Here is a 15,800-nt window from a genome sequence, read left to right on the forward strand (position 1 = left end):
AAGTTTAAATAAAGGGGGAGTCAATGCATGGTGAAAGCTGGGATTTATGGTATGGGGAGCTATATTGGAAATCAACTAGTGACAAATGCAGATTTTGAAAAGAAACTTGATACTTCTGATGAGTGGATTAAAACTCGCACAGGAATTGAAGAGCGTCGCTTCGCTACAGATGATATTGATACTTCAGATATGGCTTTTGAGTCGGCACAAAAAGCTTTAGAGCATGCAGGAGTTTCAGCAGAGGAGATCGACTTAATTTTAGTCGCTACAGTGACACCAGATATGGCATTCCCAACAGTTTCTTCTTTAATCCAAGAGCGTCTTGGTGCTAAAAAAGCAGCTGCTATGGATATAAGTGCTGCGTGTGCAGGTTTTATTTATGGATTGGCAACAGGGCAGCAATTTATTGAAACAGGAGCATATAAGCATGTGCTCGTTATCGGGGTTGAGAAACTATCTAAAGTAACAAATTTCTCTGATCGTAATACGGCTGTCCTTTTTGGAGATGGTGCAGGGGCCGCTGTTTTAGGACCGGTTTCAGAAGGTAAAGGGCTTCTAGCTTTTGAACTTGGAGCTGATGGTGCTGGTGCAATGCATATCAATAAAAAAGGTGATTTCTTAGAAATGAATGGCCGTGAAGTGTTTAAATTTGCAGTAAGACAAATGGGAGAATCATCTCTTTCAGTCTTACACAAAGCTGGCTTAACGAAGGAAGATGTTGATTTCCTCGTGCCTCACCAAGCGAATATCCGTATTATGGAAGCTGCTCGTGAACGTCTAGAGCTTCCTATAGAAAAGATGTCAAAGACCGTACATAAATACGGTAACACTTCTTCAGCTTCTATCCCAATGGCTATGGTAGACGAGTTGAACAGTGGTAAAATTAAAGATGGAGATATTCTAGTCCTTGTAGGTTTTGGTGCAGGATTAGTATGGGGATCGGTTGCCCTACGTTGGGGACGTTAATAGTAGTAAATAGAATTAGTTAAAGAAAAGGAGAGAATCGTTGTGGAAAAAAGACGTGTCGTAGTTACAGGTATTGGTGCAGTAACACCACTTGGATTAAGTGCAGAAACAACTTGGGAAAGAGCGATTCAAGGAGAGTCCGGCATTGGTTTATTAACTCGTGTGAACGCTGAGGAATTTCCGATGAAAGTAGCAGCAGAAGTAAAGGATTTTGATCCTAGTAAATTTGTGGATAAAAAAGAAGCTAGAAAGATGGATCGCTTCACTCAATTTGCAGTTGCTGCCTCTCTTATGGCTTTAAAAGATGCTAATCTTGAAGTGACTGAGGATATTGCAAATCGTGTAGGTGTATGGATTGGATCTGGGATAGGCGGTATGGAGACTTTTGAACAGCAATTCCGTACGTTTATTGAAAAAGGACACAGGCGTGTTAGTCCATTCTTTGTGCCGATGTTAATTCCTGATATGGCTTCAGGGCAAGTATCGATTATCACGGGAGCAAAAGGCATTAACTCATGCTCGGTTACAGCATGTGCATCAGGAACGAATTCAATTGGTGATGCCTTTAAAGTTATTCAGCGCGGTGATGCGGATGTTATGATCACAGGAGGGGCAGAGGCTCCAATTACGAATATGTCAGTAGCAGGGTTCTGTGCAGCTAAAGCTGTGACGACAACTGATAATCCTGAAAATGCTTCACGTCCATTTGACGCAAATCGCGATGGTTTTGTAATGGGTGAAGGAGCTGGGATTTTAATTCTTGAGAGTCTTGAATCAGCTGAAAAGCGCGGTGCTACGATCTATGCTGAAATCGTTGGTTACGGTGCAACTGGTGATGCTCATCATGTGACTGCTCCTGCACCTGAAGGAGAAGGCGGGGCTCGTGCGATGAAACAAGCCATCGAGGATGCAGGATTAACTCCTGAAGATATTGATTACATGAATGCACATGGAACAAGCACCCCTTACAATGATAAGTTTGAAACAATGGCTGTAAAGACCGTTTTTGGTGAGCATGCAACTAAGCTTGCTATTAGTTCTACAAAATCTATGACGGGTCACTTACTTGGTGCTGCAGGAGCGATAGAATCAATCTTTTCTGTCAAAGCCATTAAAGAAGGGGTTATCCCTCCAACGACAAATTATGAAACTCCTGATCCTGAATGTGATTTAGATTATGTACCGAATGAAGCGAGACACCAACAAGTTCGGGCTGTATTAAATAACTCACTAGGGTTTGGTGGACATAACGCCACTCTAGTATTTAAACAATATTAGAGAAGTGAAAAGCTCATTGCCGCTATAGGCAATGAGCTTTTTTTACAAGTCTTTCCCATCTTCATCTTTTGTTTGTGAGTCATTTGCAAATCCTTCTGAAGGGTTAGAGAAAAATGAATTTATTGCTTCACGATTCTTTTCGAAATCAAGCTCTAAAACGGATCCTGCATGACTGTAGTATTCATCATAATATCCATCTTGAACAGGAATACGTAATGTATCGATATCATCTACTGGGTTCAACAAAAAATCACGACCAAGACTAAGTAATCTAGTTGTTTTGATATTCGTATCTAAATACGGTTCAATTGAACCGATCAGACGAGGAACGCGAGTGATACCGGAAACCGATAATACTTCATCTTTAATAAGAGAAATCATTTCTTGTTGGCGTTGAACACGCCCAAAATCATTATTAGCATCACTTCTAAACCTCACGTAATTTAATGCTTCCTTACCATCAAGTTTTTGAAGGCCTGGTTTGAAATTTATCTCTGTACTCCCTGAAGAGTAATACATTGGATCTTTAACATCAACTTCTATGCCATTTGGGGCAACAGTATCAACTACTTCCACAAACCCATCAAAATTCACCATCGCATAATAGTGTAGGTCTAAACCGAAATTATGTTCAATGGTTTCACGCAACAAATCAGGTCCGCCTAGAAAGAATGAAGCATTAATTTTATTATCTCGATAACCTGGAATTTCTACATACGTATCACGCATGATGGAAGCTAATTTAGCATCACCATTTTTAGGGTCATATTGAGCAACCATAATTGTATCTGTTCTTGCTGGTTCATCATCAGCAGTATCAACGCCGATTAAGAGTACATTAATTGGTTCATTATTTTCAGGTTCTTTTGATTGGAATTCTTGTTCTTCCGTATTTTCCGTAGTGGTATTTGTGTTTTCAGATAAGTTTTGATTTGCATTACTTTTACCTATTTCATATTGAAGTACAGCGAATGCAGCGGTCGAAAGAAATAGGAAAGAGAAAAGTAAAAGGAAAGAGACATATAATTTCTTTCGCTTTCGAGGTCTACGTTTACGTTGTACTGATCGTTTCGTTCGTGTGTCCACCAAAAGTCCTCCTATCTAACAATAAAGAGCAATTAAATCATTCTCTGTTCTCTGATTGTTTTCATGCCCTTCATTATATCAGATTGTATTTGTATCGCTGTGGAAATTTATCGAAATTTGTGGAAAAACGCCATTAATCCTAGTTATATTTACTTTACAGATTGGGATTATTTTCGTGTGTGGTTTCTTTGGATTCGTAAATAATAATGAATGAGACTAAATAATGATAGAAAAGTTAGACTATCCTGAAAAGTGTTTCTTTAATCTTGAGATAAAAAAGAAAGATGATTGTCTTGGTTACAAGGGTAGAACGTAGTATTATTATTGCTTGAGGGGATTCAAAACATAAGATGAAATATTGGGGAATTCTTTCTCGATAGGATGTAGGAGGATATGTCATGAATGTGCAAGACCTATATAATCAAAAACAAACTGCAACTTCCTTGGAAGCGGTATCAGTTATTGAACCACGTGAAGACATCATTGTACCGTTAGCGGTAGGCGAGCCACCAGCATTGATGAAGGCTTTGGCTGACCATGATCGATTGGAAGGGAACCGACTGTTTCAAATGTTGTCTCTTCATCCAGTCTTATCGTTAGACCCATCTAAAGTTAAAATTATTTCGATGTTCTTAAATAAAGATGAACGAAGAGCGTTTTACGATCATGAAGTAGATCTTTTACCTAATCATTTTTCAGACCTACCAGAAATTTTGAAAGAGGCGACAAATGACCAGGTCATTATGGCTACAGTATCGCCAATGGATGAAGAGGGCTATTTTAGTTTAGGAACTAATTGTGATTATGTTGCACCATTATTAAAGCAGGCAAGACGTATTATTTTAGAAGTGAATGAAAACATGCCGAGGACGTATGGTCTAAATCGTATTCATATATCGCAAGTAGATGCTTTATTTGAACATCACGTTGAGTTGCCAGCTACACCTGAAATTCCTCTTCGTCCTGAAGATGAAATCATCGGGAAAACCGTGGCTGATCTTATTCAAAATGGAGACACTTTGCAAATCGGCTTTGGAGCGATTCCAAATGCGATCATGAATTTCCTAAAAGATCATCGAGATCTCACCATTTTTACAGAAATGATTCCAGATAAAGTAGTGGATTTATTTGAGAGTGGAGCAGTTTCTAATATGTCTAATCCACTACATAAAGGAAGTATGACAGCGACTTTTGCTTTTGGCACAAAAAGATTATATGACTTTATGGACCAAAACAAACAGGTGCAAATGTATCCAGTGGACGAGACAAATGACAGCCGTTTAATTTCAACGATTCCTCAACTCGTTACAATTAATGCGACGATTGAAGTTGATTTCCTAGGGCAATGTAATTCTGAATCCATCAGCGGAAGGTATTATTCTTCGACGGGTGGTCAAGGAGATTTTGGTATAGGTGCTCGAATGGCTAGAGGTGGGAAAGGTATTATTTGCCTCCATTCAACGACTAAAGGTGGGACGATATCAAAAATAGTCCCAACTCTTGCAAAAGGTTCAGTCGTCTCAACTTCGAAAAATGATGTTGATTATATTGTCACTGAATATGGGGTTGCCAGATTGCGTGGAAAAACGATACGTGAGCGTACGCAAGCACTTATCGATATTGCTCATCCTAACTTTAGAGATGAATTAATAACACAAGCCAAAGAGATGGGTTATTTATAAAAATAGAAGCTAGCCATATCATTTTACTGGCTAGCTTCTATTTTGTTTATTTCTTCTAAAACCCAGTTGACCGCTTCATTTTTAGTTAACAGATTCTCTTCCATTTGTTTACTCTCAAGGGACAATAGAAGCTCCCGAAACGAAGGTCCTGGCTTTAAACCAAGCTCAATGAGGTCATGGCCTGTTAATAAAGGAGTAAGCTCACGGCGCTTCTTTAAATAAAGCTGAAGCGTTGCTTGATGTGGGTAGAGCGGATCTAAGCTAATAAATTCTAACACATCATCTTTTATACCGTGTAAGAGTTCGTGCCAGTCATTTAAACGATTAGTGGAGTCTAATTGTAAGGCTCGAAAGCTTTTAAGACCTTCTACAAAGGATCTTGATTTAGCAGTTGTTATGAATGAAGTGATAAGCGTTTCCCAACTTGATAAAGGAAGACAAAGAGCTAAAATGACTTCGAAAACATCTACATTAGGTTTGGTCAGAAGGTTTTCTACATGCTTCCAAGAGGATTTTCTTGGTTGGTGACCAAAGAGTGTATTCCATACATTTAGATCTTCTAACATTTTATAGGGAGTCAGGTCTGCTGCTTCCTCATGGATTAAGAATATTTCATGGAGTAATCTTGTTTGGCTTAACTGACCAAGGGGAGTGGCGGCTTCTTTTGCTAACCTTGCTGTCTCCTTATCCAGATTATAGCCAAACCTAGTAGCAAAACGAACAGCACGAAATATTCGAGTCGGATCTTCAACAAAACTCATAGGATGTAGGATTCTAATTTTTTTGGCTTTTAGATCTTTAAGTCCTTGGTAATCATCTAACAGTTCTCCAAAAGAATGTTCTGATATGGATAGAGCCATTGCATTGATCGTAAAGTCTCGCCTTGTTAAATCTTCATGAATATTTGAAGCTTTCACAGTAGGAAGTGCAGCTGATTCCTCATAATACTCTGTTCGACAGGTGACGATGTCAATTTTTAAATGATTCTCAGTAGTCCAAGTTGCGGTACCGAAAGTTTCATGAGGGTTGACTTCTCCTCCATGTGTAGTTGCAAGAGTTTGAGCAAATCCAATACCATCTCCTTCAATGACGACATCGACATCTTCATTAGGACGCTCCAAAAATAAATCTCTTACAAATCCTCCAACTAAATAGGCTTTAACTCCAAAACGATCTGCTTCTTTTCCAATCAATGAAAGCAATTGATATTGTTCGCTGTCAAGAGTGCCTTTCAGTTTTTCAATTAAGTCTGGCTTGGAGTCTTTAAGGTTATTCTTCTGTAAGTGACTAATGATGTTTGATCTTGAAACAATTCCTACTACTTTATCACCTTTCATAATAGGGATACGACCAATATTGTGAGTCATCATGTCCCGTTGGATTTCTTCCATTGTTGCTGTATGTGGAAGAGTGATAATATCTCGTGTCATATAGCCTTTGATGGGAGCATGTCCATAGCGATGGTGCATAGCTTTGTCTACATCTCTTCTAGAAATGATTCCAACGAGTTGGCTATCCTCATTTAATACCGGAAATCCTGTATGCCCAAAACGAATCATCGCTTCTTTAGCATCAGAGATTTTCTCATCTTCACGGATCGTTTTCACTGGTGAACTCATGATATCTTCCGCTAATACAGCCTTTTCGATAATAGTAGCTAACTGCTTTCGCACGGTTGCTACCGATTCCTCAATTGTGGCATTTTTTATCATAGCAGAGGCTGCTTGTGTATGCCCACCGCCTCCTATATTTTTGATGAAGCTTTGAAAGTTTATACGTGAGGAACTAGCACGACATACAATATGTACATGTTTACCCATTTTCACGATGACAATGATGCCATCTGCCGATGATGTATCAAGTAATTTTTCAGTTAAACTTGATAAGCCATTTTGAAAACGATCTTGCTCGTAGGAAGCAATAATAATATGTAGTCCATCTAGATAATGAGTGGTTTGAGATTTAAATAAGGTGTTAAATAATTGTTGCTCTCCTTCAGTTAATACAGGTGTTACAAAGCGATTGACTATTTCAATATCTAATCCGTTTTTCATTAAAAATGCAGCGGCTTCAAAATCCCTTGAAGTCGTGGAATGAAACGTGAAATTTCCTGTATCTGAATACAAGCCTAATCCAAATAAATTAACCTCATCTTTTGTCAGTGAAAGGTTCTTATTAGTAAGATCCTCTATTAATAGAGTAACAGTTGCACCTACTTCTTCAATTCGATGGTTGCTTTGATAGGTAAAAGGAGGGTGGTGGTCATAAATTTTAATAGGAACGTCGTCAATAAGCTCATCAGTAGGGATCCCTGTACGACTAATTGAAGCCACATCAACTAAGATTAACGTAGTAACAGTATCCCAATGAACATCTTGATAGGAAGAAAACTGAAAAAGGTCTCGATAAATAGCCATATATGGTGTTACACTGCGGTCGAGCTTATCTGAAATCGCTAGAATGGCATCAGGGTATAGCTTTTTAGCGGCTATCATCGATGCAATGCCATCAAAATCAATATTTTGATGTGAAAGAATAACCTTCATGTCCATGCTCACTCCCTAGTTTTTCCTTATTGTATCAAATTATTTCGATTAGAAACATAGAGCGAGCGATTACACACAAAAAAAGAGAGGCACTTATAGCCTCTCTTCAATCAGTAGCCCTTTTTCATAAATCGGAACTTTGTCATACGGATTACTGTGTGAACGGGCAACTTCTTTATCCCGCAAAATGAATTGATATTCTTCTAAAATCTGCTTCATAAAATCAGAGATAACTTCTGACTTTAAACATTCATTCGACTCCTTTAACTGATTAAATCTATACTCATTGAAAGTTAATAAATAATTTTCGTTTTGAATTACACCATTTAATTCTAAATTTTCTGCAAATTCATTGTAAACATGATGAAGACGCGCAGTATATTGATCACATGTAAGTTGATCTGAATGTTTTAAAGTGAGAATAAGCTGATTATAGCTCTTAATGAATTTAATAAAGAGTTCTTTTACTTCGTTTACTTGTGGTTCATTTTCAGGTTCATCCTCAATGGATTTAGGTTGTTTTTGAATCAATGAGGAGGTTTGGGATCTTAGTTGTTTTTCATAATAATAATCAAAACTACTAAGGTGGTTTTCAGTGGAGTGTTTTGTTGGATTCTTAGTTGGTTCTATTTTTTCTACTGGAGTTATAGGGTTGACTCCACTTGAATTAGACATTTTATTGACAAAGCTTGTATGAATTCGATTTGCTCGAAGTGAACTCACTTTAGATAATCGGCTCATGCGAAACACCACCTTATTTGTTTCTTATTAGGTATATTCTAGGTTATGCCTCTTATTCCCTCTCTGCATCGTTCTAATCCAAAAAAACTTCGTAGGATAGAAATGAGCTTAAAGTCATGAGTCTTAAGTCTGCTTTAATGGAAGAAATGTAAAGTTGCTTTAATGATATGTAAATAGAGGCCAACACTTTGAGTTAGTGTTGGCTTTTTATTGATTGTTTATTTAGCAAAGACATGTTTTCCAATCCGAATTGTTTCTGTTTGCGTGCCGATCCAATGGTTTGTTGCGATTTCAGGATTATAAAAATAGATCGAGCCTTGACTATTGCCTTGGTAAGCAATCGCTTCTTGGACAGCATCTTTAGCATCTTGATCGGCAACTTGGTCAATCATACCATTTTGAACAGGTGAGAAAGCATAATGACCTGAAGGTCCTATTTCGTTAATAACTTCTTTAATTGAATTAGGGAAGTCGGGATGATCAACACGATTTAGAACCACAGTTGCCACCGCTACTTTTCCTGCATAGGGTTCACCTTGTGCTTCAGCATGAACTAAACGAGCTAATAGTTCACGTTCTTCGCTTGAAACGGCTGCAGGTATTTGCAAAGTCTCTCCTTCTGAGATAGAAGCTGACTGTTTATTATTTAATTGTTTAATCGCTTCAGTAGAAACGCTATAATCTTGTCCTAATTGATAGAGTGTATCTCCAGTTTGTACAGTGTGACTGTGAGATGCAGCTTGTGCTAAGTGAGTGCCAGTAAGGGAAAGGGCGATTGCACAAGCAGTAATGAAAAACTTCTTCATTGAAAAAACCTCCTGTTTTCTAAAGCTATTTACTAAGCTAGCAAAAAAATTTGAACATTACTCCCTGAAATCTTTTCCAATCTGCTTGGAAAAGGAGTGAAACCTTTTAGGTATCAGCCTCAACTTCCATTTTTACATTTCTGTAACGAACCTTGTGTAAATCTATAAAAATATGAATAAAAGAAGAATACATATCTACATGAAGAGCTTTTTTTCCTTATAATATAAGGGTTCTTGGAAAGTGTGAATAAGTTTGATTATACAATTATATGCATGATTTACCATAGGATCGTGCTAGATTCTATGCTAGGATTTTGATGTACCAAAAAACAACTACCTTCAAGGAGGCATTTTCATGAAGAAATTTCTTGTAACAACAATCGCAGCTGCAACAGTTGCAGCAGGTTTTGCTGGATCGGCTAGTGCAGCTGAACAGCCAAATAAAAATGTATACACTCAAAAGCACGTGATTGCACTTAATGGTGCAGATCAAGAGTCTATTCAAAAATTATTAGATCAAGTGAAACAATCTAGTAATCTTGAAGACTTGTTAAGTCAATGGAATATTACACTTCCAGAATTGGAAAAAGAAATCAAAGCTGAACAACCAGCTCCAGAACAAAAGGTTGAAGAACCAGCAGCTGAACAACCACAAACAGAAGAACCTAAAGAAGAAGCTCCAACACAAGAAGAGCAACCAGAAGCACAACCGGCTCAGCCTGCACCACAACCTGCACCATCGCAGCAACCTGAGCAAAATGCAGAGCAAAAAGCTGAAGGTTTAACTGCTGAAGAGCAACAAATGGTAGACCTAGTAAATGAAGAACGTCAAAAACAAGGTTTAGCTCCTTTGAAAGCAGATCTAGAATTAACAGAAGTTGCACGTGTTAAAGCTCAAGACATGATTGACAACAATTATTTTGCACATCAATCTCCAACTTACGGTTCTCCGTTTGACATGCTGAATCAATTTGGTGTTCAGTACAATACAGCTGGTGAGAACCTTGCTGGAAACCAAACTGTAGAAGCTGCTCATCAAGCACTTATGAATTCTGACGGTCACCGTGCGAATATTCTAGGCGGTAACTACACTGAAGTAGGAATCGGAATTGTTGATGGTGGTCCTTATGGTAAGATGTTCGTTCAATTATTTAAAGGGTAATGTAGCCATTAGATAGTCTGCTAGTAAGAACTTGGTCATGTGGCCAAGTTCTTTTTTTAAAGGGAAACTGGAGGGTAGACTTTCATGGATAAAAGGAGGAAAAATAAGTGAGCAAGCTAAGCAACATAAATGGTACAAACATCTTGTTCTTTTTTACTATTATCTTCTTTATGATGTCTTTTCACCAGAAAATGAATGCATCTACGAAGGTAGATATAGAAAGTGAAACAGCGATTTTGATAGATGGAACGACTAATGAAATTCTTTGGGAAAAAGATAGTGAGAAAAAGATGTACCCTGCAAGTGTAACTAAAATGATTACAGCAATTGTAGCCATTGAAGAAGGGAATCTCCATGATGTGGTTACCACAAGTGAAGATGTAATGGATGTGATAGGGACACGGGTCTATTTGTTGCCCGGTGAAGAAGTGAGTATGTTGAAGCTTATTCAGGGACTTATGATTAACTCTGGAAATGACGCAGGTCTAGCCATTGCTGAACATATGGATGGCAGCGAAGAAGCTTTTGCTAAGAGGATGAATCGATTCGTAAGAGAAGAAATTGGTGTCACTAATTCTAACTTTACCAACCCTCATGGTCTTTTTGATGAAGAGCATTACACAACAGCGCATGATCTCGCTTTAATCACACAATATGCAATGGAGAATGATACGTTTAGAGAAATTGTACAAACAAAAGAGATGGAGTGGATTGGAGAGGGCTGGGAAACAACGATTTACAACCATAATCGAATGTTATGGGAGTATGAGGGTGTAACAGGAGTGAAAAATGGATTTGTTCAACGCTCTGGCTTTACACTTTCTACAGCGGTTGAACGTGACGATACTGAATTAATTGCTGTCACTTTAAATGCACCCACTTCCCAGGCATCCTATCATGACATGAAGATGTTATTTGATTATGGATTCGATACGTACAAAACCCATACCCTTAGTGAAGAAAAGCAATTCCAGGATGAGACTGGGCAGAAATATGAGCTGTTGAGCGATATTTCTTTTGTTACTAAACAGGAGGAAAGAATAGAGTATGAAGTAACAAGTAAAGGCATGTTACAAGTAAGAGGCGAGGGTGGTAGGTTAATCAAAGAAGTTCAATTAGAACCACATCATAAAGAAACAAAAGTCGTACCACTTGTTGAACAACCAACTGAGCAAGGATTTATTCAGTGGCTGCTTCAATTTTTTCCTCTGTTTGTAAATAAGCTGCCAAATTAATTAAAGCCGAGCGCTGAAGGGAATTCAACGCTCGGCTATTGTTATTTTTTCTTTACTTGAATCTCTTCTACTTTATGCCCTTCACCTTTTTTTAAGATCAGGTCTGCACGATTTTTAGTAGGTCTAATGTTTCTTTCAAGATTCACTCCATTAATACTTTTCCAAATATCAGTGGCAAAATGAACGGCCTCTGTATCCGATAAATGTCGATAACGATGGAAGAAGGATTCTGGCTGTTGAAAGGCTGTATTTCTTAATAATTTAAATCTTTCAATATACCAGCTTAAAATGTTGTCTTCTTCAGCATCTACGTAGATCGAAAAATCAAAGAAATCGGAAACGAACATTTGAGGGATTTTTTTGTTTTTCTTATTCACTTGAAGCACATTGATCCCTTCGACGATCACTACATCTGGCTCCTCTACAATTTGTTTTTCAGTAAGTCGGTCATACGTAAGATGAGAATATAGAGGAGTCTCAATGTAAGCGGAACCAGATTTCAAATCTGTAAGAAAACCAAGTAAGCTCTCAATATCATAACTTTCAGGAAATCCTTTACGCTTCATTAACCCACGTTCTTCTAAAATGGCATTAGGATAAAGGAAGCCATCGGTTGTAACAAGATCTACTTTCGGCTTTGTAGGAAAGCGAGAGACGAGAGCTTGAATAAGACGTGCAGTCGTACTTTTTCCGACTGACACACTGCCTGCGATCCCAATAACAAATGGAACTTTTTTGGTTTTCTTTTGGAAAAATTGATTCAAGTCATTGTGTAGATGATTCGAATGTTTAATATGCATGTATAAGAGCTCTGATAATGGTAAGTAAATGTCTTGAACTTCTTCTTTTGAGATAGTCTCATTTAAGCCTTGGAGCTGTACTCTTTCTTCAGCTGTTAAAGAAATGGACGTTTTATCTGATAGATCCGCCCATTCTTTTCTCGTGAAAGTGGTAAAAGCAGATGGTCGGGAAATAATTTGGTAGGTAGTCATGATTGTCTCCTTTTTATACCGACGAATGTTACGTACTATTGTACACCATTCATAGGGAATCGATAAGGGATCAATTTCGATTTGTTAAAAATATAGAAAAAACCGCCAGGCTTCTTGTATGAAGTCTGGCGATTTCTGAGTGCAAAAAATATGAGGATTTAGCGGGCATCCCAGTATATAGGACGGTTATAGTGAGCATAAAGCTTTGCTTCGTCTTCTCTCGTAATCGGTGCATCTGAGGTGAATTCAGGTGCTTGCTCAATCAATTCATTATCAAGATCGATGGTGATGGTATGGTCGCGCCAGTTAACATCTTTTAACCATTCAATTGAAACTAAAACTAATTCTTTATTTAAAAAACCACCAACATTTACTACAAAATAGCGTATTTTCCAATCTTCATCATCAATGACACAATCATGAATTTTACCAACTTCTCCACCAATTGAGTGAACTTTATAGCCTTTAATATCCTCTACGCTTACCAGCAATCGATCTTCATCATTTTGATAATCTTGTGCTTGGTTAGCATCAGCTTGTACTCCAGGATTAGAATCAATTGGTTCAGGATTAAAAATAGGTGGCATCATTGGAGCATGAGCTTGAAAACCACTCATATCTCTTCTAGTAGCTGCACCAGCCCAATAGCCTTCCCATCCGTAATATGAACTTAATTCTTGCTCATACTTTCTTGTAATAGGCTCGTGGGACTCAGGTTTTGGACTATCCTTGATTTGGTCTTTCGTTGCATGAACAGCTATTCGCTCGTTTGAACGATCTACTTCCTTAAATGAGAGTGGACTTAAAAGTACTTTGCCACCAAAAAACCAAGTTCTTGTATCCCCTACAAAGTATCGAATAGTAGCTGTGTCTGAATCAAAATAAAAATCATCTAATGAACCTAATTCACCATCGCTAGCTAACATAGAATACGACTTTAACGTTTTTGCACGTAACAACATCCAATCAGTCCTCTCTATTATTCTAAATTTGTTCTTACATGATAAGTTCCCGAACAGCACTTTATTAAACATCAAGAATTTTGTGTGAGGAAAAACTAGTTGAGCAGGATTCTTTACTTTTAATCAGTTTAGCACTAAACTGATTAAAGTTGGAGGTGTTAAAAATATTTAATCAATCAAAACATCAAGAAAAACTGAATTTATTGATCTGGTTTCGCCTGGCTCGTTTATACCATGCAAGTATTCGCTTATCCAATCAACATTTAAGTCAATGGAACTTAACTACCTCTCAATTTGATTTACTTGTACAAATTGGTACGCATCAACCTTTATCACAACAAGAATTAGCAGAAAAGCTTTTTGTGACGAAAGGGAATATTACACAATCGATCGTAAGACTTGAAAAGTTAGAACTAGTCAAAAGAGATCAAGAGTGGAGAACAAAAATTCTCCGATTAACCAAAAAAGGGGAAGAACTTTTTGGAGAAGTAGTACCTAAGCAAGAACTATTTCAAGCTTCTCAATTTGAAGGTCTTAATAAAGAGGAACAAAAGGAATTGCTTAGATTGTTGAAAAAAGTGGAAGTGCATAATACTAAAACATCTATTAAGGAGTGAAAAACATGACTAGAAAACCATTAAAAGGCCAGCATCATGTTTCAGCTATTACAGCAAACGCAAAAGAGAACTATCGTTTTTATACGGAGATCTTAGGTATGAGATTGGTCAAGAAATCAATTAATCAAGATGATCCATCTGTTTATCATTTATTTTACGCAGACGAGCGCGGCAACCCTGGGACTGACTTAACCTTTTTTGAAATCCCTCATGCAGGTCAAACGTATCCTGGAACAAATAGTATTACAGCTACATCATTACGGGTGCCTAATGATGCAGCGCTTGATTATTGGAAAACTCGTTTTGCTGAGTATGGGGTAGAGTATGAGGAGATCACTAAACATTCTGGCAGAGCTACTTTATCATTTAGAGATTTTGAAGGACAGCGCTTAGTTTTAGTTTCTGATCAACATGACATTGGTGTGAAGGGTGGAAAAGCTTGGGAAGGTAGCCCGGTTCCAGTGGAGCATGCGATTTATGGATTAGGCCCAGTTACTCTAACGGTATCTAGACCAGAATTAACGGAAAAAGTGTTAACGTCTATTATGGGTTTTAGAGAAACGAGACAATATGCGCCACTTGAGGAAGGTCAAAAGCCTGTTCGAGTATTTGAAACGGGAGAGGGTGGATCTGGTGCTGAAATCCACCTTGAAGAGCGTCGCGACCTCGATCGTGAGCGTCCAGGTAGAGGAAGCGTACACCATGTAGCATTCCGCGTAGAAGATGAAGAAGATATGCGCAAATGGGTAGAGTATATTAAAGAAACTGGGATACCGAATTCAGGATTTGTTGAGCGATATTATTTTAGATCTCTATACTTCCGCGAGCCAAATGGAATTCTTTTTGAATTAGCAACGGATGGTCCTGGATTTGAAGGAGATGAGTCTTTTGAAACGTTAGGGGAACGTTTATCTCTCCCACCTTATTTTGAGGATCAACGTGCCGAAATTGAAGCGAAATTAAAGCCGCTAGATACAAAACAATAATGAGTTAGGAGGGATCTGTGGTGAAGCATATTTTTAAGGAAGCAACAGAAGAAAATCTGCCTACTTTAGTATTATTGCACGGTACAGGGGGAAATGAAGAAGATCTTTTACCACTTGCAGATATTATTGCTCCAAAAGCCGCTGTATTAGGGATTCGTGGAAATGTTTTAGAAAACGGGATGCCAAGGTTTTTTAAGAGACTTAGTGAAGGAGTCTTTGATGAAGAGGACCTGATCTTCCGCACGAAGGAATTGAATGAATTTCTTGATGAAGCCGCAGAGAATTATCATTTTAATAGAGAGAATCTCGTGGCGATCGGTTATTCAAACGGGGCAAACATTGCAGCTAGTTTACTTTATCACTGTCAGTCTTCACTGAAGGGTGCTGCCCTTTTCCATGCTATGGTGCCACGAAGGGATGTTGAGATACCGTCTGCTAATGAGGTCCCTATCTTTATAGGGGCAGGTAAACTTGATCCATTAATCCCGGCTAAAGAAACGAAAAAACTTATTGATGACTTGAACCGAGCAGGAGCAAATGTAACAGAGTATTGGGGTGAGGGTGGTCATCAGTTAACTAGGGAAGAAGTAATCGATGCTAAAAGATGGTTTGAAGAGAACTTTATAAAGTGAAATCGAGCATACAAGGTTGATATACCTTGTATGCTTATTTTGAATAAAAATAGGAGTACGGACGTTCCCTTTATTCGATGTTTTACGTTATACTTGTTCTAACAAGGGG

The 15,800-nt window shown here is 38.1% G+C and carries 14 protein-coding genes; 8 read left to right on the forward strand and 6 right to left on the reverse strand.

Annotated elements, in window-relative coordinates; all coding sequences use genetic code 11:
- The first annotated feature begins 30 nt into the window (after window positions 1-30).
- Entirely contained in the window at window positions 31-966 is a 936-nt protein-coding gene (locus AB3N04_RS16625) for a beta-ketoacyl-ACP synthase III (protein ID WP_368506079.1), read from the forward strand.
- Between the two features lie 42 nt (window positions 967-1,008).
- Window positions 1,009-2,244, forward strand: coding sequence for a beta-ketoacyl-ACP synthase II (fabF, locus tag AB3N04_RS16630; protein WP_368503770.1), 1,236 nt, complete (start codon window positions 1,009-1,011; stop codon window positions 2,242-2,244).
- Window positions 2,245-2,286: 42 nt separating this feature from the next.
- On the opposite strand, the gene AB3N04_RS16635 is transcribed toward fabF, so the two are convergent.
- Window positions 2,287-3,330, reverse strand: coding sequence for an LCP family protein (locus AB3N04_RS16635; RefSeq protein WP_368503771.1), 1,044 nt, complete (start codon window positions 3,328-3,330; stop codon window positions 2,287-2,289).
- A gap of 398 nt (window positions 3,331-3,728) precedes the next feature.
- On the opposite strand from AB3N04_RS16635, the gene AB3N04_RS16640 reads away from it, so the two are divergent.
- Window positions 3,729-5,012 (forward strand): acetyl-CoA hydrolase/transferase family protein, encoded by a 1,284-nt coding sequence (locus AB3N04_RS16640; RefSeq protein WP_368503772.1) that lies wholly within the window; start codon window positions 3,729-3,731, stop codon window positions 5,010-5,012.
- 23 nt (window positions 5,013-5,035) lie between these two features.
- Here the strand turns inward: AB3N04_RS16640 and AB3N04_RS16645 are convergent, their stop codons facing one another.
- The 3 genes from AB3N04_RS16645 to AB3N04_RS16655 all read right to left on the reverse strand — a co-directional run bounded on the left by AB3N04_RS16645 (window position 5,036) and on the right by AB3N04_RS16655 (window position 9,105).
- Window positions 5,036-7,558: a CBS domain-containing protein gene (locus tag AB3N04_RS16645; protein WP_368503773.1), complete on the reverse strand. Its 2,523-nt coding sequence runs from the start codon at window positions 7,556-7,558 to the stop codon at window positions 5,036-5,038.
- A gap of 93 nt (window positions 7,559-7,651) precedes the next feature.
- Complete coding sequence (locus AB3N04_RS16650) at window positions 7,652-8,299, reverse strand: hypothetical protein (protein ID WP_368503774.1); 648 nt, start codon at window positions 8,297-8,299, stop codon at window positions 7,652-7,654.
- A gap of 218 nt (window positions 8,300-8,517) precedes the next feature.
- Window positions 8,518-9,105: a cell wall hydrolase gene (locus AB3N04_RS16655; protein ID WP_368503775.1), complete on the reverse strand. Its 588-nt coding sequence runs from the start codon at window positions 9,103-9,105 to the stop codon at window positions 8,518-8,520.
- Window positions 9,106-9,460: 355 nt separating this feature from the next.
- Between AB3N04_RS16655 and AB3N04_RS16660 the strand changes: the two genes are divergently transcribed.
- Window positions 9,461-10,267, forward strand: coding sequence for a CAP domain-containing protein (locus tag AB3N04_RS16660; RefSeq protein WP_368503776.1), 807 nt, complete (start codon window positions 9,461-9,463; stop codon window positions 10,265-10,267).
- Window positions 10,268-10,374: 107 nt separating this feature from the next.
- Window positions 10,375-11,502, forward strand: a complete 1,128-nt coding sequence (locus AB3N04_RS16665; protein ID WP_368503777.1) for a D-alanyl-D-alanine carboxypeptidase family protein — start codon at window positions 10,375-10,377, stop codon at window positions 11,500-11,502.
- 41 nt (window positions 11,503-11,543) lie between these two features.
- On the opposite strand, the gene coaA is transcribed toward AB3N04_RS16665, so the two are convergent.
- Together coaA and AB3N04_RS16675 are read right to left on the reverse strand one after the other, a co-directional pair.
- Window positions 11,544-12,494, reverse strand: a complete 951-nt coding sequence (gene coaA / locus AB3N04_RS16670; RefSeq protein ID WP_368503778.1) for a type I pantothenate kinase — start codon at window positions 12,492-12,494, stop codon at window positions 11,544-11,546.
- Window positions 12,495-12,652: 158 nt separating this feature from the next.
- A complete protein-coding gene (locus AB3N04_RS16675; RefSeq protein WP_368503779.1) occupies window positions 12,653-13,456 on the reverse strand; it encodes a PRC-barrel domain-containing protein in 804 nt (267 codons plus the stop codon).
- Between the two features lie 164 nt (window positions 13,457-13,620).
- Here AB3N04_RS16675 and AB3N04_RS16680 point away from each other — a divergent pair, with 164 nt between their 5' ends.
- The 3 genes from AB3N04_RS16680 to AB3N04_RS16690 are packed head-to-tail and all read left to right on the forward strand — an operon-like array spanning window position 13,621 to window position 15,691.
- Window positions 13,621-14,073 (forward strand): MarR family winged helix-turn-helix transcriptional regulator, encoded by a 453-nt coding sequence (locus AB3N04_RS16680; RefSeq protein WP_368506080.1) that lies wholly within the window; start codon window positions 13,621-13,623, stop codon window positions 14,071-14,073.
- A gap of 5 nt (window positions 14,074-14,078) precedes the next feature.
- Window positions 14,079-15,059, forward strand: coding sequence for a ring-cleaving dioxygenase (locus tag AB3N04_RS16685; protein WP_368503780.1), 981 nt, complete (start codon window positions 14,079-14,081; stop codon window positions 15,057-15,059).
- A 20-nt stretch (window positions 15,060-15,079) separates the two neighbouring features.
- Window positions 15,080-15,691 (forward strand): alpha/beta hydrolase, encoded by a 612-nt coding sequence (locus AB3N04_RS16690; RefSeq protein ID WP_368503781.1) that lies wholly within the window; start codon window positions 15,080-15,082, stop codon window positions 15,689-15,691.
- Window positions 15,692-15,800: the final 109 nt, after the last annotated feature.

Origin of the sequence: Alkalihalophilus sp. As8PL, from assembly GCF_040939795.1 — a bacterium.
GTDB classification, from domain to species: Bacteria; Bacillota; Bacilli; order Bacillales; family Bacillaceae_D; genus Alkalihalophilus; species Alkalihalophilus lindianensis.

Coding starts and splice junctions, on each gene's coding strand:
- coaA (WP_368503778.1), bottom strand. CDS start 12,494: ATGACTACCTACCAAATTATTTCCCGACCATCTGCTTTTACCACTTTC.
- AB3N04_RS16685 (WP_368503780.1), top strand. CDS start 14,079: ATGACTAGAAAACCATTAAAAGGCCAGCATCATGTTTCAGCTATTACA.
- AB3N04_RS16675 (WP_368503779.1), bottom strand. CDS start 13,456: ATGTTGTTACGTGCAAAAACGTTAAAGTCGTATTCTATGTTAGCTAGC.
- AB3N04_RS16645 (WP_368503773.1), bottom strand. CDS start 7,558: ATGAAGGTTATTCTTTCACATCAAAATATTGATTTTGATGGCATTGCA.
- AB3N04_RS16655 (WP_368503775.1), bottom strand. CDS start 9,105: ATGAAGAAGTTTTTCATTACTGCTTGTGCAATCGCCCTTTCCCTTACT.
- AB3N04_RS16660 (WP_368503776.1), top strand. CDS start 9,461: ATGAAGAAATTTCTTGTAACAACAATCGCAGCTGCAACAGTTGCAGCA.
- AB3N04_RS16640 (WP_368503772.1), top strand. CDS start 3,729: ATGAATGTGCAAGACCTATATAATCAAAAACAAACTGCAACTTCCTTG.
- AB3N04_RS16650 (WP_368503774.1), bottom strand. CDS start 8,299: ATGAGCCGATTATCTAAAGTGAGTTCACTTCGAGCAAATCGAATTCAT.